Raw genomic sequence first — 20,637 nt, 5'->3', positions numbered from 1 at the left:
TGAACCAATCCGACATTAGCTGCCGGGGCGGATTCGTCAGAGGAAGTCGGGCGGCGAATAACCGATGCGGGCGCAAAGCCGCAAAAGCTCGGCGCGAAGCGTGCGCGGCGACGGCGTCACCGCCACCCCAAATGCGCGACATGTCTTCATCCGAGCCATGCAGCACCTTAGGCGGTCTGATGCGATCAGTTCAAGCCGTTCCGTTCAGCGCCCGTTGCAGGAAGACATACTTCATCGCCGCCTGTGCCGCTTGCGGCCGGCGATCGCCGCGCCCGCCATGGCCACCTTCGGTTTCTTCGAAGAATAGTGTCTTGGTGTGGCCGGCAGCCTGCAGCCGCCCGGCCATCTTGCGGGCATGGCCGGGATGGACGCGGTCGTCGGCCGTCGATGTGGTCAGCAACACCGGCGGATAGGCGGCATCGGTCTCGACATGCTGATAAGGCGAATAAGCCGCAAGCCACTCGGCTTCTTCAGGCTTCGCTGGATCGCCATACTCGGCCATCCAGGATGCCCCAGGCGGCAGCTCGGTATAGCGCAGCATGTCGAGCAGCGGCACATCGATGATCACCGCACCGAAAAGCTCCGGATGCTGGGTCAGCGAAACGCCGGTCAGCAGGCCGCCATTCGAGCCGCCCTGGATGCCGAGCGTCGCCGGCGTGGCGATGCCGCGTTTCACCAGGTCTTGCGCAACCGCTATAAAATCGTCGAAGGCATTCTGGCGATTGGCCTTGAGCGCGGCCTGGTGCCAGTTCGGGCCGAACTCGCCGCCGCCGCGAATATTGGCCTGCACATAGGCATTGCCCTTTTCCAGCCACAGCCGGCCGCGCACGCCGGCATAGCCGGGCAACAGCGGCACTTCGAAGCCGCCATAGCCATAAAGCAGCGTCGGCACCGGCCCGTGCTGGTCGCGCCGCCTGACGACGAAATATGGGATCTCTGTACCGTCCTTCGAGCGTGCCTCGAACTGTTCCGAGACAAGCGACGACGCATCGAAACGCGCCGGCTGCGATTTCACCGTCATAAGTGTCGCAGCATTGTCATCCGACCAGATGATCGAGCTCGGCGTCAGGAAATCGGTGAAGGAAAAGGAGACGCTAGAGCCGAAACGCTCGGCGTGGCTGATGCCGACACTGCCGTTTTTCGGCAGCGCCACGTGCTGCAGCGACCAGCCGCTGCCGCCGCGTTGGCAGGCGACGACCTTCCCGCGCACATTGTCCATCAGATTGATGAACAACCGGTCCTGCGTACGGGCGATGCCAGCGATCGAGACACGATCCGCCGGCTCGAGGACGGTATCGACGGGTCCGAGCGCATTGGTCTCGATCCAGCGGGCAAAGTCCAGCGAATAGAGGCCGTCGGGTCGGCATCGCGCGCCGTCCGGCGCCGTCCATGGACTGCGCACCCCGAAGACGAGCTGATCCCTGAACAGCATCGTGTCGGTGACGTCGTCCGGCAGCGGGATGCGCCTGTTTTCGCCGGAAGGCAGACGCAGAAAGCTGTGCGAGGCGAAGAAATCGAGCGTCCGGGTCAGGAACAGATGCCGCTTGTCGTCGTCGAACTCGAGGGAACCGCCGGCGGCGAGATCTTGCTTCTGCGCCTCGAAGATCGGCGTCGCATCCTCCAGCCTGGTGCCGCGCTGCCAAAGCTTAACCACGCGCGGATAACCGGACTGGGTTTTTTCGTTCTCTTCGAAGGCAGCCGAGACGATGACCGTGTCCTTGTCCAGCCAGCTGAAGCCCGACTTCGAGGCAGGAGCACGAAAGCCGCCCTCGACAAAGGACTTGGTGTCGATGTCGAATTCGCGCATCTCACTGGCGTCGCCGCCATCCGGCGACAGGCTGAGCAGGCAGCGGCTGAAGTCGGGGTAAAGCCGGCTGGCGCCGCTGAACACCCATTTCACGCCCTCTTTGGCGGACAGACTATCGAAGTCGATGATGGTCTCCCAATCCGGCTTCTCGGTCTTGTAGGAAGCGACCGTCGTGCGCCGCCAGAGGCCGAGCACATTGGTCTTGTCCTGCCAGAAATTATAGACATGGCCGTTGAGTGCAGAGCCGACCGCAATGTTGTCTTCGGCCGTCATCAGGTCGAGTGCGGTTTGGAAGTAGGCTTGGTAAGATGGATAGCCCTGCAATTCACCTGTCGTAACCTCATTCTGACGGTGAACCCAGTCGAGCGCTTCCTTGCCTGTCCTGTCCTCCAGCCAGAGAAAGGGATCTTCGTCCGCCGAATTCGCCTGCGTCTTTGTGTTCGACATGGTCAAATGGTCTCCGATAAACTCATCAAGGCTCGGTGTTGCAAACATCGTCTTGCGACGACCTATATTCAACTTGGAACGCGCAAAACGAGCCGTTGCGCTGTTGGCCGCTCTAAGGTGGGGCCTCCTGCCGCCCGCAGGCCACGAGGGAACTCATGCAACATCTGTACATTGCGAAAGAGAAGTTCGGTCCTTTCAGCGGCACTGCGTGGACCATGTACATCAACTGGTCCGGCCTCACCCAATTAAGCGAGGTCGTTTCACTCGATGGAATGCTCGGGCCGGTCGCCCTGGGAGAGGTAAAGGACAGCTACTGGCCGCATATTGTGAACGAGGACTACATGCTCGATTTCTTTGTGGACCTGGACTTCCTCCTTTCGGAGTTGGCGGATCCGGGCGACTTGAATGTCCTCAATGTGATCCGAAGACCGTCGGTTGACGTGCGTTCACTAGACTGGAACGGATTTACCTTCCTGGGCTACGACTTGTTGGATCAAGACGTCTCCATAAGCGCTTTGACCAACTGCGGAGGATTTCCTTACGTGTTTTTGAACACGGAACTGTCTGACGTTGGATTGATACCCGACTTTGATCGTGCCGTTGAAATTCGAGACCGTCTACGCGGGATGCATCCCTCTGAATACCACGCCAATTGTGATTTATGGGCGATTTCCAGATGGCAAGGAAAAGAAGGCACGCCGCAATTGCATTAGATTGCTCGCCCCCGCAATACGGTTGTGACCGCCAACGCCAGGCAGATGGCGCCGAGCGTGATCGGCAGGCCGTCCGCACCGAGAATATCCATGGCGCCGCCCGCCAGCGGGGGCACGGCGATGCCGCCGACGCCCCACATCAGCGAGAAGGCGGCGTTGCCGGCGACCAGTGCCGAGCCGGTGAACCGCTCGCCAAGCTCGATGATCGACATCGTGTAGATGCCGTAGGAGACCGCACCCCAGATAAAGACGCATGGCCAGATCAGCGGCGTCTCGATGAGAACCGGCAACAGCACGCATCCGAGCAGCGTTAGCGATACACAGATAAATCGGACCAGACGCGCCGTCAGCCGTTCCGCCAGCAGGCCGAGCGGTACCTGCATTGCGATATTGCCGGCGATCATCATCGACAGCAGCGCCGACATACGGATTTCCTCGATGCTATAATGCGCTCCGTAGACCGGCAGCAGTGCCAGTACCGCCTGTTCGAAACCGGCTGCCACGACAACCGCCGACAACAGCAGCCATGCCATCGGCATGAACCCCATGACCGAAACCCGGTGCCCGGCCTCATCGACCTTCGGCAGCCGTCGCAGCACGAGCGCCAGGCAGGCGCCGCAAAAAACGAATGCGGCGATGCCGACGAGAAACGGCGGCCATCCTTCGGTGCCGACGGCAAGCAGGCACAGCGGGCCGGCGGCGAAGCCAGCCGAAATGACTGTAGAATAGACCCCCATCACGCGGCCGCGGCGTAACGGCGGCGCCAGCGCGATCACCCAGATCTCGCTCAGCACGTAGAGCGGATTGGTCACCACGCCGATCAGGAAGCGCAGCGGGAACCATAGATAGACATTTTGCGTCCAGCCGATCAGCGCCAGCATGATCGCGGAAAGAGCTGCGCAGGTGAGCGCCGTGCGCCCCGCCCCGAACCGGCGCGCCAGCGCCGGGATCAGCGGCGACGAGACGATAAAGCCGACCGGCGTCATTGCCGCCGAGAGGCCGATCATGGCCGGCGAGACGCCCTGGCGCTGCAGGATGAAGCTCAACAGCGGATAGCTCAGCCCTTGCGCGATGGCGAACACCGAAACGGTGGCGATCACGCCGGTGATCGCCGCCCACTGCATTGTCTCATCGCTGTTCTGTTCCGCCAGGTCCATGATCCGCACCAACAGGGAACCTGCACGATTAGCGTTTCAGCAGCGCGCCGGGAAGCACCGGGGGCGAAAACCGCTTGCGCCAGCCTGAGGAGATCAAAAGCCGGGTGATCCAGTCGGTTGGCTTCAGCCCGGGAGCTGTCATGTCGCTTCCCTCGTCCTAGTGGTCGTCGCCTCCGCAATGGCGGGACAGCCGGCGGTCCATTATGCCGCCGCACTTATCGCAGCGTACGAGGACTATCATGACCGCCGCCCTTCATCCCGCCGAACCGGCATTGGCAAACGACCGCGCCCGTCGCGGCGGCCGCGCGGGAAAGCGCGCCGGCGGATCAGCGGCGTTCGAGCAGCCGCCGTTCCGCCAACTGAAAATCCCGCTGACGCCGACGAAGCTGGTCTCCGACGACGAGCTGGAATCGATCCACCTCGCATCGCTCCGCGTTCTCAGGGAAATCGGCGTCGACGTGCTGCACGACGAGGCAAGGCGCATCATGAAGGCGCACGGCGCGGATGTCCGCGAAGGCAGCGAGCGGGTGCGCTTCGACAGCGACATGATCCTCGAGCTGGTTTCCCACTGCCCGTCGGAATTCACCATCCATGCCCGCAATCCGGCGCACAATGTCCGCTTCGGCGGTGACAATCTGATCATCTCGATGATGGCGTCGGCGCCCAATTGTTCCGACATCGACCGCGGCCGCCGGCCGGGCAATCAGCAGGACTACCGCAACTTCCTCAAGCTTGCGCAGATGCACAACATCCTAAACTGCACGGGCGGCTATCCGGTCGAGCCGATCGACATCCATCCGTCCGTCCGGCACCTCGAATGCATCCGCGATCTGAGCGTGCTAACCGACAAGGTGTTCCACATCTATTCGCTCGGCAAGGAGCGCAATGTCGACGGCATCGAGATCACCAGGATCGCGCGCGGCATCAGCGGCGAACAGCTTCTCGAAGAGCCATCGGTGTTCACCATCATCAACACCAATTCGCCGCTCAAGCTCGACGTGCCGATGATGGAAGGTATCATCCAGATGTCGAGCAAGGGCCAGGTCGTCATCGTGACGCCGTTCACCCTATCGGGCGCCATGGCGCCGGTGACCATCGCCGGCGCGCTGGTGCAGCAGAATGCCGAAGCGCTGTCCGGCATTGCCTTCGCCCAGATGGTGCGCAAGGGCGCGCCAGTCGGCTATGGCGGTTTCACCTCCAACGTCGACATGAAGTCCGGCGCGCCGGCCTTCGGCACGCCGGAATATATGAAGGCGCAATTGGTCGGCGGCCAGCTCGCCCGCCGCTACAACATCCCTTACCGCACCTCCAACACCTGCGCCGCCAACACGGTCGACGCGCAGGCGGCCTATGAAAGCGTGTTCTCGCTGTGGGGCGCCATCCAGGGCGGCGGCAATCTGATGATGCATGCGGCCGGCTGGCTGGAAGGCGGCCTGCGCTGCTCCTACGAGAAGACCATTCTGGACATCGATCTGCTGCAGATGGTGGCCGAGTTCCTGACCCCGCTCGACCTCTCCGAGGAGGCCCTTGGCTTCGACGCCATCCAGTCCGTCGGTCCGGGCGGCCATTTCTTCGGCACCCAGCATACCCAGGACCGCTACAAGACCGCTTTCTATTCGCCTATCATCTCCGACTGGCGCAATTTCGAGACCTGGGCGGAAGCCGGATCGCCGACGGCTCTCGAAAAGGCCAATCGGGTCTGGAAGGAGCGGTTGGCCTCCTATGAAGAGCCGTATATGGACCCGGCTATCCGCGAGGAGCTCAACGCCTTCGTCGACAAACGCCGGTCCGAAGGCGGCGCGCCGACCGATTTTTAAATATCTGTATTGGTTTGATGAACAGTCGACCGCCACTCCGTCGAGCGTCACCCGACACCTCTCCCCCGGTCGACAGGGTAGAGGGAGGGCGTGAGATCATCCCAGCCGGCGCCCTTCTCCGCTTTGTGTTCACCCCCCGCTCACTCGATTCAATCTCTTCAAAAACGGAACTATCTTCATGAAATCTCAGACAAAAGCGGTTGTCATCGGCGGCGGCGTCGTCGGCTGCTCGGTGCTCTACCATCTGGCCAAGGCCGGCTGGACCGACATCATGCTGATTGAGCGCTCGGAGCTCACCTCCGGCTCGTCGTGGCATGCGGCGGGCGGCTTCCACACGCTCAACGGCGATCCCAACGTCGCCAAGCTGCAGGCCTATACGGTGCAGCTCTACAAGGAAATCGAAGAACTTTCCGGCCAGTCCTGTTCGCTGCACCTGACCGGCGGCGTGATGATGGCCGACACGCCCGAGCGCATGGACTTCCTGCGCCTTGCCCACGCTAAGGGCCGCTATCTCGGCATGGACACCGAGCTGATCACGCCGTCAGAGGCCAAGGCGATGTTCCCGCTGATGGACGAGACGAATTTCGTCGGCGCCATGTGGGATCCGGTCGAAGGCCATCTCGACCCTTCCGGCACCACCCACGCCTACGCCAAGGCGGCCAGGAAGCTCGGCGCCGAGATCGTGCTGCGCAACCGCGTCGTCGAGCTGACGCAGGAAGTCGACGGCACCTGGAACGTCGTCACCGAACAAGGCACGGTCCAGGCCGAGCATGTCGTCAACTGCGGCGGCCTGTGGGCGCGCGAGATCGGCCGCATGGTCGGTATCGAGCTGCCGCTGCTGGCCATGGAGCACATGTACCTCTTGACCGAGCCGATGCCGGAGGTCGAGGAATTCAACAGATCGACCGGCCGCGAGATGATCGGCGTGATGGACTTTAAGGGCGAAATCTACACCCGCCAGGAACGCAACGGCATCCTGCTCGGCACCTATGAAAAGGCCTGCAAGCCGTGGTCTCCGGTCAATACGCCGTGGGATTTCGGCCATGAGCTGCTGCAGCCGGACATCGACCGCATCGCGCCGTCGCTCGAGATCGGCTTCAAGCATTTTCCCGGCATCGAGAAGGCCGGTATCAAGCAGATCATCAACGGTCCCTTCACCTTCGCACTGGATGGCAACCCGCTGGTCGGCCCGGTGCAGGGCCTGACCAATTTCTGGTGCGCCTGCGCCGTCATGGCCGGTTTCTCGCAGGGTGGCGGCGTCGGGCTGGCATTGTCGAACTGGATGGTTCATGGCGATCCCGGCTTCGACGTCTGGGGCATGGACGTGGCGCGCTTCGGCGAATGGGCGACGCTGCGCTACACCAATGCCAAGGTGCGCGAAAACTATTCGCGCCGTTTCTCGATCCGCTTTCCCAACGAGGAATTGCCGGCGGCGCGCCCGGCGCAAACGACGCCACTCTACGACACGATGCTGGCCAAAAACGCCGTCATGGGCGATAGCTGGGGCCTCGAAACCCCGCTCTGGTTCGCACCGAAAGGCACGGAGCCGAAAGACATCGTTTCCTTCCATCGCTCCAACGATTTCGGGCCGATCGGCGAGGAAGTGCGTGCGACCCGCGAGAAGGTCGGCGTCACCGAGATCGCCAACTTCGCCAAATACGAAGTCTCCGGGCCGGCAGCCGAGGATTTCCTCAACCGGCTGATGACCAACCGCATGCCGAAGACCGGCCGCATCGTGCTGACCCCAATGCTCAACGAATTCGGCAGGCTGATCGGCGACTTCACCATCGCCAAGGCGGGTGAAGAGCGCTACATGATCTGGAGCTCGTCGGCGGCGCAGAAGTATCATATGCGCTGGTTCGAGAAGCACCTGCCGAAGGATGGTAGCGTCCGCATTCACCGCTTCGACCAGACGCTGGTCGGCTTGTCGATCGCCGGGCCGAAATCACGCGACCTGCTGCAGAAGCTGGTCGATGTCGACATCTCGACCAAGGCTTTCCGCTTCATGGACTTCCGCGAGATGGCGGTCGGCGGCGCGCCCTGCATGGTCAATCGCATTACCTATACCGGCGACCTCGGTTACGAGATCTGGATGGCGCCGGCATACCAGCGCCTCGTCTACAAGGCGATCAAGGATGCCGGCGTAGAGTTTGGCCTCGTCGATTTCGGCATGCGCGCCCTGCTCTCGATGCGCCTGGAGAAGAATTTCCCGACCTGGTTCCGCGAACTGCGCCCGATCTACGGGCCGTTCGAAGGCGCGATGGACCGTTTCGTCAAGCTGGAGAAGAACGACTTCATCGGACGCGAAGCGGCAGCCAAGGAGCAGGCAGAAGGGCCAAAACTGCGCCGTGTCTCTTTCATCGTCGATGCCGCGGACGCCGATGTCATGGGCGACGAACCGATCTGGGCCAAGGTCGGCGGCAAGGACTACGGCACGGTGGAAAAGCCGCACGGCTATGGTGCGCCGCGTTTCGATACGGACGGCAAGGAAGTGCGCGGCTCCAGGGCCGCGGAAGGCGCTTCGGCCGTGCGCGGCATCGTCGATGGCGACTGGCGCGTGGTCGGCTGGGTCACCTCCGGCGGCTATGCCCATTACGTCCAGAAATCGATGGCGCAAGGCTATGTGCCAGCGGCGTTGGCCGGGGAAGCGAGCGCCGGACTGTTCGAGATCGAAATCCTCGGAAGCCGGCGCCCGGCCCGCATCAATGTCGAGCCGCCTTTCGACCCGAGCGGCGAGAAGATGCGGACCTAGAGCACCGCACCCAAAGGCCTGCCCTCCGGCCCGACCCGGGGTGCGACCGATTTTGGAGAAGTCCGATGCTTAACCAAAAGCTAGAGCGGCGGTACGATTCGACTTGAAGCCCGCCGCCCCGGAAGCGATCAGGGCTGCCACATTGTGCGGGGCATGGTCTTCGTGCTAGCGGAGCCGGCGGCAACTGGCACGGGCGATGAGAACTCGTTGAAGTATTCGATGAAATGGGACGAATGGCTTGCCGAGAGCAGGATCGGCCCCTTCCCGGCGGCGATCGTCATGGTCGCCGCTTATTTGGCCTTGCAAACCGTCATATTGTCCATTCTGGCCACTTGGGCAGGAACTGGCGTCGGCGTCGATGACGCGGAGCAACTGATTTATCTTCCATATCTTTGGGCTGGATATGGCGGCTCGCAACCGCCTCTCTATACATGGATCAACTGGCTGGCCGCGCAAATTTTCGGCACCAATATTTTCACGCTGAAGCTCGTCAAATACTCCGTGCTGTTCCTCGCCGCCTGCAGTGTGTTCGCCGCCATGCGGCGGTTCGGCTACACGAAAGCGACGGCAGCGGCGGCCATGCTTGGACTTTTCACAATCCCGCAAATCGCCTGGGAATCGCAGCGGGCCTTGTCGCATTCGGTCGCCGTTGTCGGCTTTTGCGCACTGCTCCTGCTCGCGATGGCTAATCTGATCGAGCGGCGAAGCGTGATCGCCTATGCGGTGTTTGGCTTGGCAACGGCTGCGGCAATTCTTGCCAAATACAACGACGTATTCCTGGTGTTAGCCCTTGTTGCGGCGGTGTTGTCGCTGCGCGAGTTGCGCGGTGCGATCCTCGATCCGAAATTCGCAATCAGCATTGCCGTCGCGATATTGGTGCTGGCGCCAACCACATATTGGAGCCTCATGCATCCTGCCGATTTGCTGGCGAGAGGCGAGAAGTTCGGAATAGACCTACAGCAGCCGCGCATGACGGCCGCGGCCACCGGCGCCGGCAAGTTTATCATGGGGACCTTCAATTTCGCTGTCTTGCCGGTGTTCATTTCCGCGCTGGCTTTCGCGCTGACGGGGTTTCGTTTCTCCGAGCGTCACCCCAAAGCTCCGGCCAGGGAAGTTCTCTTGTGGCGTACCTTGGCGCTCGGCTTGGCCATGCTGGCTACACTTGTGCTGGCCACCGGCGTGACCGAGGTCAAGGCCCGTTGGCTGGTGCCGGTCCTGATCATCTTGCCGCTGGCGATGGCCGCCTATATGGAACGGCTTTCACCACGCGGCAGGGACGCCCAGCTCCTGGTGATCGCGGCCGGAGCGGTCATCGCCGTTCTGCTCGCGCCCGCCACTTGGTACTTCCAGATAAACGGGACCAGTGGTCTCTCGCGGATGATCCGGGTGGATTACCCGGCCCTCTATCGCCAGCTGACTGCCGACGGGCCGGTGAAAACCGCAATATCCGACGGTGCATGGGTCGGAAATCTGCGGTTGGTCGACGAAAAATTGGTCGCGCTTGACCAGGAAGTGCCGAACTTCGACAGGCTGGTGCAGGAGCCGGCTGTACTCGTCTGGCTCGACCGCGACGATCCGCGGCCGGTCATTTTGGAGCAGCTCAAAAAAGCCGGCTATGAGCCCGAGGGCCAACCAAGGCAAATCATGGTTCCGCTATTGCCTAGCACGGACAAGCCTGCCCGGCCCGGCGCCTACATAAGATTGAAGAAAACGGCTGCGGAAAAAGCCACAGCGCCCGACGAAGGCGTTAGCAAAGGAACCGAGGGTGGACAGGAACCCGACTGATCGACCTCCTCGTCATCGCAAGATCATGCCGTTCGAGCCGGACGGAGCGGGCTCCACCGATGTGTTGCGCCTGAAGTCGCGGCAGAAGGCCGCTGAGCTCAACCAGCATGTGCTTGGCTATGGCGCACTGGCGGAAGCCGAGTGGCACGCCGCCGGCATTGCTGCCCCCAACCTGCCTGCCATGCGTCAATACCGGCTCGACCGCATCCGCGCCGAGCTGAAGCGCCGCGACTATGCAGGAGCCCTGCTCTACGATCCGATTAACATCCGCTATGCGACCGACTCGACCAACATGCAGCTCTGGGTCGCGCACAACCCGACAAGGCATTGTTTCGTTGCCACCGAAGGTCCGGTGGTGCTGTTCGACTATTTTTCGTGCGAGCACCTTTCCGACCACTCCGGCGTGGTCGACGAGGTGCGGCCGGCAGTGTCGTGGATGTATCTCTACAGCGGCGAGTTGACCGAGCAAAAGGTCCGCCGCTGGGCTGCCGGCATCGCCGATCTGGTGAAAGAGCATGGCGGCGGTATCAGTCGTATCGCCGTCGATCACATCAATACCGAAGGCGTCGAAGAGCTCGCCCGCCTCGGCATCTCGATCGGCAATGGCGAGGCGCTGATGGAAAACGCTCGTCTGATCAAATCGCCCGACGAAATCCTGGCCATGCACCGGTCGATCGTCGCTTGCGAGGCGGCGATGGGCGAGATGGAAGCAGCATTGCGGCCAGGCATTTCCGAAAACGAATTGTGGGCCGAACTCCACCGCGGCAACATTGCGCGTGGTGGGGAATGGGTCGAAACCCGGCTCTTGACGTCAGGCCCGCGCACCAATCCGTGGTTCCAGGAATGCTCGTCGAGAACGATCGAAGCCGGCGATCTCGTCGCTTTCGATACCGACCTGATCGGCCCTTATGGTTTCTGCGCCGACCTGTCGCGCACCTGGCTCTGCGGCGACACCGAGCCGTCCATCGAACAACGCGACCTGTTTCGCATCGCCGCCGACCAGATCGCCCACAACACCCGCCTGATGCAGCCGGGCATGTCCTTCCGCGACCTTGTCGAACGCTCGGCGGTGCCGCCCGGAGATTGTTTCCCGACGCGCTACGGCGTGCTCTACCACGGCGTCGGCCTGGCCGACGAATACCCGACGCTGCCGCATGCGATCGACTGGACTGAAGACACGCCCGACGGCGTGCTTGTGGCAGGCATGGTGCTTTGCGTCGAGAGCTATATCGGCCGGCTTGGCGGTCACGAGGGTGTCAAGATCGAGGAACAGATCCTGATCACCGAAACCGGCAACGAGCAGCTTTCGAACTATCCGCTCGACGAGCGGCTGCTCGGCGGCTGATTGTTTTTATGCGAGCGCCGCGACAGCCTCGCGCAACGCCACCACGATTTTCTCCGGTGTCGATCTGGCGGTGATGAACGGCAGGCCCTTGCGCCGCCTTGTCCAGCCGACCACCGCCACCGCTTCCGCTGCAGGCTCGAAGCGCTGCGCCAGCGCCCAGCTCAGGCAATCGATGGCGGCGACATCGGCCCTGCCCTCGGCAATTGCGACGATCGAGGCACGGTGGCCACCGCTTTCGCTGCGCTCAGAGAAGATGTCGAGGCTTTCGCCCAGCGCCTCCAGGTCACGCGTCAGCCCGACGATGCCCGACATGGAATCGAGGCTGTTAAAGGTAAAGTGCTTGCCACGCAGGCTATCGAGCGGGATGAGAGGGCTGCCGTCGGCCGGTGAGGCAACCGATGGCGCTTCACCTGCCCGCATCACGATGGCGCTCGAATAGAGTTCGCCCTGCCCGCCTTCGAAAGCATCGTAATTCGGCTGGCCGATCACCTGGACATGCTCCGACAGGCCGGTCTCCATCGGGCCCCAGCAGGTCTGTGCGAACAGCAGCGCCGGATGCAGCCAGAGGCCATGAAAATCCAGTTCGCCCGGCGGCAGCGTCGCCGGATCGGGCGCGATGACCCTTCCGGCGGCGTCGCGGATGCCGCCTTCCACAGGCCGTAGATCGGCATTGAAGCGAGCGATGGTCTGCGGCGCGTCGATGCCTTTTTGCCGGAAGGCATCACGCAGCCGCGACCATTGGGCATCGACCTCGCTCCGCATTTCGGGCCAGTCGTACATCGGCAAGGCGGCAACGAAATCGCTCATGCCGGGATTTTGATCGTTACGCTGAGAAACTGACGAGACCATTGACGCGCACCTGGGCATCGCCGCCGGCGATGCCACAAAATTCATTCTTTCGGCGGCTCGGCGGGCACCGGCGCACTGCCAAGCCCATTGAGGCTGCGCGCTCTGACGCGCGGCTTGAACGCCCGGCCCGGTTCCGGCGTGCGCCGCAGCACCGGGTGGACGATCGGCTCCTTCGCCTTGAACGCATAAGCCTTGAGAAGCGCCAAATAGTTCGGATAAGCGTAGCCATTGTTCATCCGCAGCCACTCGTCACGGCGCTCGCGAAACAGCTTCGGCAGCCGGTACCAAGCCACCGTCGGGCTCTTGTGATGGACGAAATGCAGATTGTTGTTGAGGAACAGGAACGACAGCGGCGAACGCTCGACGATCACCGTGCGGCCTTCCGGATGCTCCGACCATTGGTGCTCTGCGAAGGTGCGGATCGAGATCAGCGATTGGCCCAGCCACACCGGAACCAGGATGTAGAGCCATAGCGGGATGCCGAAGCCGAACTGCACGACCGGCAGCACCACGGCGAGGCCGACGGCGTGCAGCAGCCATGCCTTTCGGATCATCTTGTCGCCGGCGAGCACCTGCTTGGCATCGTCGATGAAGAAGCCGATGCACGACAGCCATGGGCCGAGAATGAGACGGCCGATCATGGTGTTGTTGATCTTCAGCAGGAACTTCATCGCCGGCGGCAATTCGTCATGGTGCCACAGCGCCTTGTAGTAGCTTTCAGGATCGTCAAGCGGATCGGTCAGCCGTTCGTCGGCATGATGGCGCAGATGAATGGTCTTGAACCGACGGAACGGCCAGACGAGACCGATCGGCAGGAAGACGAAAGCTTCGTTGAGCTGCGCATTGCGAGTCGGATGGCCGTGCAGGACTTCGTGCGCTAGCGAGGATTGCAGCGCGGCCATCAAGGCCAGAACGACGAGCGCCAGCAGCGGATAGGACGGCCACAGGAATAGGCCGGCTACAAGCCAGGTGCCGTAACAGAAAAACGCGAGAAACACGGTGGGCCATTCGATGGCCGGTGCATTGCGTCGTCTGTTATTCATGCTCGTCATGGATCGACCACTGCCCTTCCAGTCGCCGGAATCGTTTTGATTCCTGACAGCATTGTGTCAGGAGCATCGAGATGCCGCAACGCGACAAGGCGCACAAAATGTTGCGATTGCGCATTTTTAGCCGCAGGCGTTATACATTGTAAACAAATTGGAGGATTCATTTACGCCTAAACTGCCATTTTAATGGACTTGCCGGATTTTTTTCCTCCCAACGGCCGGAATCACGATATGGACAAACGCGACCTATCGACGATCTTCCGGGAGCGCCTGAAAATGCTCCTGACACGATCCGACTTGAACCAGTCCGCTTTCGCGACGGCCGTGGGCATCGATCGTTCGGCGCTTTCGCAGCTGCTATCCGGCGCCTCGACACGCCTTCCCCGCGCCGAAACGCTGCTCAACATTGCCGCCGAATTCAAAGTGTCGCTCGACTGGCTGCTTGGCCTCAGCCAGGACGAAGGCGTCACCGGTGAAATCCGCGAGAGCCTGGAGATCGAGGAAGCGCCCGACGGTTTCGACCGCACGCTGCTGGCCAGATGGCATGCCGAGGCCGCCGGTACGAAAATCCGTTACGTGCCGGCCGGCATTCCCGACCTTCTGCGCACCGAGGCGCTCGTCGACTACGAGGCTGGTATCGCCAACAAGAGCCGCGAGGCCCAGGCCGGTGAGACGCAGTACCGCATCGACTACAACCGGCGGCCGGAAACCGACATGGAAGTCTGCATGCCGCGCCACACGCTGGAGATCTTTGCGCGCGGACTGGGCGTCTGGGACCGTTTTCCTGAGGCCGACCGCCACCAGCAGCTTCTTCACATGGCGACGCTGCTCGACGACCTTTATCCCACCTTCCGCCTGTTTCTCTATGACGGACGGATGCGCTACTCGATTCCCTACACCATATTCGGGCCCTATCGTGCCGCCATCTATGTTGGCGACATGTATCTGGTGCTGAACGCGACCCAGCCAGTCCGCACGCTGACCAGCCATTTCGACAATCTGATCCGCGCCGCCGACATCAACGCGCATGAGGCGGCCAGCTTCACGCAAAGGCTGGCGGAGATGCGATTTTGACGGCTGTCTATCGCGCCGACATTGACGCCATATAAAGATTTCTTTATATCCTTATCTCGACAAAGAATCCCCGGAAGGCGTATTTCCAATGACCAATCCAATTGACGCGCTGCTTGCTGAGAAGGGCGTTCTGCTTGCCGATGGCGCCACCGGCACCAATCTGTTCGCCATGGGGCTAGAGGCCGGCGAGGCTCCAGAGTTGCTGAACGAGACGGCGCCGGACACCATCACCAGTCTGCACCAGAACTTCGTCGATGCCGGCGCTGACATCATCCTGACCAACTCCTTCGGCGGCACCCGCCACCGGCTGAAGCTGCACCATGCGCAAGGCCGCGTGCATGCGCTGAACAAGCGCGCCGCCGAGATCGCCCGCGCTGTCGCCGATAAAGCCGGCCGCAAGGTCATCGTGGCGGGCTCGGTCGGCCCGACCGGCGAGTTGCTGGTGCCGCTCGGCGCGATGACCTATGACGAGGCGGTCGAGGCCTTTGCCGAACAGATAGAGGGCCTGAAAGCCGGCGGCGCCGAAGTCGCTTGGATCGAGACCATGTCGGCGCCGGACGAAATCCGCGCCGCAGCCGAAGCCGCGATCCGCATCGGCTTGCCCTATACCTACACCGGCTCCTTCGACACCGCCGGCCGCACCATGATGGGGCTGTTGCCGAAGGACATCCACGGCGTCGCCGATGGCTTGTCGCAGGCTCCGCTCGGTGTCGGCGCCAACTGCGGCGTCGGCGCCTCCGACATCCTCGCTTCGCTGCTCGACATGACCGAGGCGAAGCCGGAGGCAACGGTGATCGTCAAGGGCAATTGCGGCATTCCGGAATTTCGCGGCGCCGAGATCCATTATTCCGGCACGCCCGAGCTGATGGCCGACTATGTCAGGCTGGCCGTCGATTCCGGCGCAAAGATCGTCGGCGGTTGCTGCGGCACCTCGTTCGCCCACCTCGCCGCAATGCGCAAGGCGCTCGATGCGCATACCCGGTCGGATCGCCCGAGCATCGAAAAAATCGTCGAGCGCATTGGCCCGATGCGCAACAAGCAGGCCACAGTCAACACCGCCGAGACCAGCGAAGCCCGCCGCGAGCGCCGGCGCAGCCGCGCCTGACAAATGTTGAAAAAGGCCGGTAAGATTCCCCTGCCGGCCTGTCTCACCCGCCCGTGGGTCGATTTGACGAAAATCGGACGTCATCACCGTCACCGGTTACCGCCAAGCGCCGAGGCAAGGCGCACCAGCGAGAGGAACTCGGACCGGTACCCAAACGGGTCGGCTCCCCGGGCGGCAGTGGCAATCTCCATGATCTTGTCATAGCCGAACTTCGCGGTCGCATCCTCGTCGCGCAGCTTCTGGCCAAAGGCAGCGACGGCAATGGAGAACCGCTGGTCGGTGCTGGCCTGGTCGAAATCAGCCACTTCGTTGGCTGATGTCACCGGCGTGGTGATCAGCTTCGAGGCATCCTCGTTCGGCAGCTTGTAGCGGATTTTCACGAAGGCATATTCGTCGGCGTTGGCGACGCCGCCATTGTTCACCGAAGCCTGGCCGTAGCGCAACTGATCGATCTGCTCGCCGCCGCTGCCCTTCGGCGTGATCTCGTAGATCGCGGTGACCGAATGGCCGGAGCCGATCTCGCCGGCATCGACGCGGTCGTTGTTGAAATCCTCGCGATTCAAGGCCCGGGTCTCGTAGCCGATCAGCCGGTATTCCGAGACCTTGTTCGGATTGAACTCGACCTGGATCTTCACGTCCTTGGCGATGGTGAACAATGTCGAGGACGCATCCTCGACCAGCACCTTCTCGGCCTCGGCCAAAGTGTCGATATAGGCGGCGGTGCCGTTGCCGTTCTGGGCGATGGTCTGCATCATTTGATCGTTCAGATTGCCGCGACCGAAACCGAACACCGACAGAAACACCCCGATCTTGCGCTCTTTTTCGATCAACCGCTTCAGATCGTCGTCGTCGGTCTGGCCGACATTGAAATCGCCGTCCGTGGCCAGCATTACGCGATTGATCCCGTCGTTGACGAAGGATTTCTGCGCCAGCCGATAGGCTTCCTTGATGCCCGCCTCGCCGGCCGTGCTGCCGCCGGGCGTCAAAGTGTCGATGGCATTGAGGATCTTGTCTTTCTCCGAAACTTTCGTCGGCTCGAGGACGGTGCCGGCATCACCCGCATAAGTGACGATCGAAACCGTGTCGTCGGGCCTCAGCCTGTTGACCAGAAGCCGGAAGGCCGATTGCAAGAGCGGCAGTTTGTCCTGCTCGTTCATCGAGCCCGACACGTCGATCAGAAACACCAGATTGGCTTTGGGCTGCTCGGCCGGCTTGGCTTCGAAACCCTTGATAGCGACATGCATCAGCCTGGTGTGCTCGTTCCACGGCGTCGGCATGACGCTGACGGTCGAATTGAACGGGGTCGAGGCAGAGTCCGGTCCTTTCCAGTCATAGGGGAAGTAGTTGATCATCTCCTCGACGCGGACGGTGTCGGCTCGCGGCACAATACCTTCCCTGAGCGAACGCCGCACGAAGGAATAGGAAGCGGTGTCGACATCGATCGAAAAGGTCGAGACCGGGTCTTCGAGCGCGGCACGCACCTGATTGCTCTTGAAATCCTCGACGCGGTCGCGATTTTGCTCCGGCAACGGCATCTGGTCGGCCGGCATAGGCGGTTGTACCATCAGTTTGGACTCGGCTGTTGTGCCGGCCATACCCTTGACCGCTGCGGCGCTTGCGCCGCCGTCCTGTGCGAACTCGCCGCTCGGCGCCGGCGGAGGCGCATTGTTGGTCAGCGCACCTTGCCTTGTCAGGCCGCCGGCGGCAGCCGATTCTGGCTTCGGCGGCGATGCCGGCGCAAGCGCCTCGGCTGCGTCGCGGCTTTCGGCCTCGGCATCGGCTTTCTTCCTAGCCACTGGTTTGTCGGCCAGCGTTTCGGTGATCTTCTCGTCGCCACCGGAATGGAATGGCTGCTCCTGCAGCATGTAGATGGTGGCGTATCCGGCTATCGGTAGGGCGACGAGCCCGGCAATGGCCGGAGTGGCGAAGAGTTTCTTTTGGATGATTTCGCTCCAGAGCTTTTGTGCTCGCTCTGTGAGACGAAGCCCTTTCGCCGATCCTTGGGCGGCAGGTGAAGTTTTTTCGTCCAGGTCGTAAGCCCGCATGGCGGCCTCTAAGGCACGCGCCTTCGCGTCGGTACCCGGTGCCGGTGCTGCGATGTCGCGCAGTCTGTTGAGTTCGTTGTCGTCGACCATGATCACACTTCCCCGGCTGAACGCATGAGCGTCTTCAACCGTTTCTTCGCTTCATGGATGTGCCAGGAAACCGTCGTCTCCGAGATGCCTATCGCCTCGGCGGCGGCTGCGTGGCTGAGCCCTTCGCCATAGACGAGCAGCACCGCGTCGCGCTGCTTGTCCGGCAGCATCCGCACCGCTGCCCAAAGCGCCTCGGCCGGATCTTCGGGCTCGGCCGGGGCTTCTCCCGTGATCAGCTCGTAAGCTCCGTAGGCTTCGATCTTGATCGTCTCGCGGACCGTCTTGCGCATCACGTCGCGTGCCGCATTCAGCGTCATGGTGTAGAGCCAGGTGGTGAAGGCGCCGCTACCATGATATTCGCGGATCGCCCGGCCGAGCCGGACGCAGACTTCCTGGGCGATATCCTCGGCGTCGGCCTTCTTCCCGCACCAGCGATATGCGGCGCGATAGACGAAATCATAGTGCCTTTCGAGCAATTTGCCGAAAGCCCGCCTGTCTCCGCCCTTTGCCCGCCCGATCAACTCGGCGTCGGAGGCTTCGCTTTCATCCAGCATCATCGCCATCATTTGCCTGTTTGACGAAGGCTAGTGGCGATTCCTTGGGGTGGTGGAAAGAAAAGGACAAACCGCCTTCGAGACCACCAACCATGGGTGCTCCTCACTCTCCGGGACAGACCAGGCGCACGGTGACCGTGTGCTTGCCGCTGACCGACATGCCGCCCTGTGTCACGATCTTGGCAAACGGCATCGTGCTGACATCTTGCGAGATGTCCGCCTCGCTCGCAAAGCGTTCTGCTGCAAACACCTCGCCGCTGCCGACTTCGCCTTGAGGACGCATCGACATGCCGTAGCCGCCCATGCAGCGAAGCTTTACGTCGCCGGGCCTGCCTTTCGACTTGCTCTTGAGGCTCATAAGAAAGCCATCCGTATCCAGAGCCATATCGATGTCGTCGTTGAGTTGCCCGCTCGATTTGCACGTCATGCCGCCAATCTTCGCGTTCTTGATCTTGCCGGATTGTTTGCCCTTTCCGTTCACCGTCCAACTGTCCGACCCGGGCGAGCTCTTGCCCTCCATCTCGATCGACGGCATCACAAAGGAATAGGTGACATCGAACTGTGGACCCTTGATGCGGGGTTCCATCTTCGCTGCCACGGTGATTGTCCCCTCATCCACGATGCGCTTGAGCTGCGCCCGCATGGCGTTGGCCTGCTCCCGATAGCGTTCGGCTTCTTCGGCGGCGATCTGACTGGGCAACCTGTCCCAATAGACCGCAGCGGTTTCCCTTGCGCATCTCTCCCTGTGCGCGGCCTCGTGAGCCAACGTGATGTCCGCGATTTCCTTGCACTGCGAGCCGGCGCGCAGTGCCTCTAGATCGGCCGGCTTCTGCTCGCAGCTGCCAAACTTCATGTCCACCGTCAAAGGACCCGAGTAGCCGTAGGCCGGGTTGTGAGGAAGCTTGAACGTGCGCATGACGTCGGCGCGCGCCCTGGACGATCGGTCCTGGATGTTAACGTCTGAATCGGGATGGATCGGGTTCTTGTGCGCCTCGATCAGCGGATCCTCGACCGCCTTGAGCTTGGCCGCCATATCGGCGAAGAACATCGCCTCATACTCGGCGTTCTTCAGTTCTTCCTGAACGCTGCGCAGGTTGCGGCAGGAACATTTTGCTTGATCGGCAAAAGCTGGCTGGACCATCGCGGTCAACAGGCAAAGGCCTAGAATCTTGCTCCTGAGAGAAACCCGCATCATGCCCCCTGATCAAACGACTGCCGCCGGTATTCAGGAGCTATGTTTCGAGACTATGTCGCCGGCCCCGGCGAGCTAGCCCAACGTTTCACTGAACAGCGTCGCCAATCGCTTCGAGTGGCGCTCGGCGCCCGTTGCGTCGAAGGCGCTGTGGTCCGGCACGCACCAGCCATGCGCCATGCCGGCATAGTTCTCGATGACATGGTCGACTTCAGCCGTGCGCAGCGCTTCGGCCAGCCGTGCCGACTGCTCCGGCGGGAAACTTCTGTCAACACCCGCCGTGCCGACATAGACCCGCGCCTTGATCGACGTAGCGTTTCGGTGCGGGCTGTCGGCGGCATCGCTCGCCAGATTGCCGCCATGGAAACTAGCCGCGGCAACGATCCGGCCGGGATAGGTCGCGGCGGCGTTCAGCGCCCGCGCTCCGCCCATGCAATAGCCGACGGTGCCGACCGGTCCGGTAACGCCTTCGGCATCGAGCGCATCGAGGAAAGCGCCGCTGTCGCGGATGGTCATGTCCTGTGTCGTGCCGCTGAGGAGACCCGTGATGACAGCTTTGCGCTTCTCTTCGCTGAAGGCGGTCTTGGCCTCGAAAGGGCCGTAGGGCGCGTTGCGGTAAAAAAGGTCCGGGACCAATACCGCGTAATTATCGCCTGCAAGCCGTTCCGCCATCTGGTCGAGCGCCGGCCGCGGGCCAAAAGCGTCCATATATAGGATGATTGCGGCCTTGGCCGAGGCCGCCGAGCGGAACAGCCCGGCTTTTGCCAAGCCGTCGCTGGTCTTGATCTGAATGTCCCGCTTCGCCATCACCCACTCCTTCTAATTGTCGCGCGATCAATATCCACGCAGGCCAACA

At 62.0% G+C, this 20,637-nt stretch carries 17 protein-coding genes; 8 read left to right on the top strand and 9 right to left on the bottom strand.

Features of this window, described 5'->3' with window-relative positions:
* Positions 1–36: 36 nt before the first annotated feature.
* Positions 37–150, bottom strand: coding sequence for a capsid protein (locus tag ACWTU8_RS06500; protein WP_455847467.1), 114 nt, complete (start codon positions 148–150; stop codon positions 37–39).
* 40 nt (positions 151–190) lie between these two features.
* Entirely contained in the window at positions 191–2,254 is a 2,064-nt protein-coding gene (locus ACWTU8_RS06495; protein WP_455847466.1) for a prolyl oligopeptidase family serine peptidase, read from the bottom strand.
* Between the two features lie 155 nt (positions 2,255–2,409).
* On the opposite strand from ACWTU8_RS06495, the gene ACWTU8_RS06490 reads away from it, so the two are divergent.
* On the top strand, positions 2,410–2,967 hold the full coding sequence (locus tag ACWTU8_RS06490) for a hypothetical protein (protein WP_455847465.1): 558 nt from the start codon (positions 2,410–2,412) through the stop codon (positions 2,965–2,967).
* Here ACWTU8_RS06490 and ACWTU8_RS06485 read toward each other — a convergent pair.
* Positions 2,964–4,124, bottom strand: coding sequence for an MFS transporter (locus ACWTU8_RS06485; protein WP_455847464.1), 1,161 nt, complete (start codon positions 4,122–4,124; stop codon positions 2,964–2,966). The genes ACWTU8_RS06490 and ACWTU8_RS06485 overlap by 4 nt on opposite strands.
* A gap of 239 nt (positions 4,125–4,363) precedes the next feature.
* On the opposite strand from ACWTU8_RS06485, the gene ACWTU8_RS06480 reads away from it, so the two are divergent.
* The 4 genes from ACWTU8_RS06480 to ACWTU8_RS06465 all read left to right on the top strand — a co-directional run bounded on the left by ACWTU8_RS06480 (position 4,364) and on the right by ACWTU8_RS06465 (position 11,823).
* Entirely contained in the window at positions 4,364–5,941 is a 1,578-nt protein-coding gene (locus tag ACWTU8_RS06480; protein WP_455847463.1) for a trimethylamine methyltransferase family protein, read from the top strand.
* 178 nt (positions 5,942–6,119) lie between these two features.
* A complete protein-coding gene (locus ACWTU8_RS06475; protein ID WP_455847462.1) occupies positions 6,120–8,693 on the top strand; it encodes a GcvT family protein in 2,574 nt (857 codons plus the stop codon).
* A 207-nt stretch (positions 8,694–8,900) separates the two neighbouring features.
* Positions 8,901–10,478 (top strand): ArnT family glycosyltransferase, encoded by a 1,578-nt coding sequence (locus tag ACWTU8_RS06470; RefSeq protein WP_455847461.1) that lies wholly within the window; start codon positions 8,901–8,903, stop codon positions 10,476–10,478.
* A gap of 25 nt (positions 10,479–10,503) precedes the next feature.
* Entirely contained in the window at positions 10,504–11,823 is a 1,320-nt protein-coding gene (locus ACWTU8_RS06465) for a M24 family metallopeptidase (RefSeq protein WP_455848399.1), read from the top strand.
* A gap of 6 nt (positions 11,824–11,829) precedes the next feature.
* Here the strand turns inward: ACWTU8_RS06465 and ACWTU8_RS06460 are convergent, their stop codons facing one another.
* Complete coding sequence (locus ACWTU8_RS06460; protein ID WP_455847460.1) at positions 11,830–12,630, bottom strand: phosphate/phosphite/phosphonate ABC transporter substrate-binding protein; 801 nt, start codon at positions 12,628–12,630, stop codon at positions 11,830–11,832.
* Between the two features lie 83 nt (positions 12,631–12,713).
* Complete coding sequence (locus tag ACWTU8_RS06455) at positions 12,714–13,715, bottom strand: fatty acid desaturase (protein ID WP_455847459.1); 1,002 nt, start codon at positions 13,713–13,715, stop codon at positions 12,714–12,716.
* 237 nt (positions 13,716–13,952) lie between these two features.
* Between ACWTU8_RS06455 and ACWTU8_RS06450 the strand changes: the two genes are divergently transcribed.
* The gene (locus ACWTU8_RS06450) at positions 13,953–14,795 is read left to right on the top strand and encodes a helix-turn-helix domain-containing protein (RefSeq protein ID WP_029351899.1); all 843 of its coding nucleotides are present in this window, start codon (positions 13,953–13,955) and stop codon (positions 14,793–14,795) included.
* Between the two features lie 88 nt (positions 14,796–14,883).
* Complete coding sequence (bmt, locus tag ACWTU8_RS06445) at positions 14,884–15,900, top strand: betaine--homocysteine S-methyltransferase (protein ID WP_455847458.1); 1,017 nt, start codon at positions 14,884–14,886, stop codon at positions 15,898–15,900.
* Positions 15,901–15,989: 89 nt separating this feature from the next.
* On the opposite strand, the gene ACWTU8_RS06440 is transcribed toward bmt, so the two are convergent.
* From ACWTU8_RS06440 to ACWTU8_RS06430, 3 genes are all read right to left on the bottom strand, one after another.
* Positions 15,990–18,035: a YfbK domain-containing protein gene (locus ACWTU8_RS06440; RefSeq protein ID WP_455847457.1), complete on the bottom strand. Its 2,046-nt coding sequence runs from the start codon at positions 18,033–18,035 to the stop codon at positions 15,990–15,992.
* Between the two features lie 2 nt (positions 18,036–18,037).
* Positions 18,038–18,598, bottom strand: coding sequence for an RNA polymerase sigma factor (locus ACWTU8_RS06435; RefSeq protein WP_029351906.1), 561 nt, complete (start codon positions 18,596–18,598; stop codon positions 18,038–18,040).
* 94 nt (positions 18,599–18,692) lie between these two features.
* A complete protein-coding gene (locus ACWTU8_RS06430; protein ID WP_455847456.1) occupies positions 18,693–19,505 on the bottom strand; it encodes a hypothetical protein in 813 nt (270 codons plus the stop codon).
* Between the two features lie 69 nt (positions 19,506–19,574).
* On the opposite strand from ACWTU8_RS06430, the gene ACWTU8_RS06425 reads away from it, so the two are divergent.
* Positions 19,575–19,754 carry a hypothetical protein gene (locus tag ACWTU8_RS06425; RefSeq protein ID WP_455847455.1) on the top strand — a complete coding sequence of 60 codons (180 nt, stop codon included), beginning with the start codon at positions 19,575–19,577 and terminating at the stop codon, positions 19,752–19,754.
* A gap of 102 nt (positions 19,755–19,856) precedes the next feature.
* Here ACWTU8_RS06425 and ACWTU8_RS06420 read toward each other — a convergent pair whose 3' ends face one another.
* Positions 19,857–20,588 carry a dienelactone hydrolase family protein gene (locus ACWTU8_RS06420; protein WP_455847454.1) on the bottom strand — a complete coding sequence of 244 codons (732 nt, stop codon included), beginning with the start codon at positions 20,586–20,588 and terminating at the stop codon, positions 19,857–19,859.
* Between the last annotated feature and the right edge of the window lie 49 nt (positions 20,589–20,637).

Source organism: Mesorhizobium sp. BHbdii (assembly GCF_053848045.1).
This window is presented reverse-complemented; position numbering and strand designations above follow the sequence as displayed.

What these genes read in the sequence shown, in the direction of transcription:
- ACWTU8_RS06430 (WP_455847456.1), bottom strand. Translation starts at nt 19,505, where the DNA reads ATGCGCACGTTCAAGCTTCCTCACAACCCGGCCTACGGCTACTCGGGT.
- ACWTU8_RS06455 (WP_455847459.1), bottom strand. Translation starts at nt 13,715, where the DNA reads ATGAATAACAGACGACGCAATGCACCGGCCATCGAATGGCCCACCGTG.
- ACWTU8_RS06420 (WP_455847454.1), bottom strand. Translation starts at nt 20,588, where the DNA reads ATGGCGAAGCGGGACATTCAGATCAAGACCAGCGACGGCTTGGCAAAA.
- ACWTU8_RS06435 (WP_029351906.1), bottom strand. Translation starts at nt 18,598, where the DNA reads ATGGCGATGATGCTGGATGAAAGCGAAGCCTCCGACGCCGAGTTGATC.
- ACWTU8_RS06440 (WP_455847457.1), bottom strand. Translation starts at nt 18,035, where the DNA reads ATGGTCGACGACAACGAACTCAACAGACTGCGCGACATCGCAGCACCG.
- ACWTU8_RS06495 (WP_455847466.1), bottom strand. Translation starts at nt 2,254, where the DNA reads ATGTCGAACACAAAGACGCAGGCGAATTCGGCGGACGAAGATCCCTTT.
- ACWTU8_RS06485 (WP_455847464.1), bottom strand. Translation starts at nt 4,124, where the DNA reads ATGGACCTGGCGGAACAGAACAGCGATGAGACAATGCAGTGGGCGGCG.
- ACWTU8_RS06460 (WP_455847460.1), bottom strand. Translation starts at nt 12,630, where the DNA reads ATGAGCGATTTCGTTGCCGCCTTGCCGATGTACGACTGGCCCGAAATG.
- ACWTU8_RS06465 (WP_455848399.1), top strand. Translation starts at nt 10,504, where the DNA reads ATGCCGTTCGAGCCGGACGGAGCGGGCTCCACCGATGTGTTGCGCCTG.
- ACWTU8_RS06480 (WP_455847463.1), top strand. Translation starts at nt 4,364, where the DNA reads ATGACCGCCGCCCTTCATCCCGCCGAACCGGCATTGGCAAACGACCGC.
- ACWTU8_RS06490 (WP_455847465.1), top strand. Translation starts at nt 2,410, where the DNA reads ATGCAACATCTGTACATTGCGAAAGAGAAGTTCGGTCCTTTCAGCGGC.
- ACWTU8_RS06475 (WP_455847462.1), top strand. Translation starts at nt 6,120, where the DNA reads ATGAAATCTCAGACAAAAGCGGTTGTCATCGGCGGCGGCGTCGTCGGC.
- ACWTU8_RS06450 (WP_029351899.1), top strand. Translation starts at nt 13,953, where the DNA reads ATGGACAAACGCGACCTATCGACGATCTTCCGGGAGCGCCTGAAAATG.
- ACWTU8_RS06500 (WP_455847467.1), bottom strand. Translation starts at nt 150, where the DNA reads ATGAAGACATGTCGCGCATTTGGGGTGGCGGTGACGCCGTCGCCGCGC.
- bmt (WP_455847458.1), top strand. Translation starts at nt 14,884, where the DNA reads ATGACCAATCCAATTGACGCGCTGCTTGCTGAGAAGGGCGTTCTGCTT.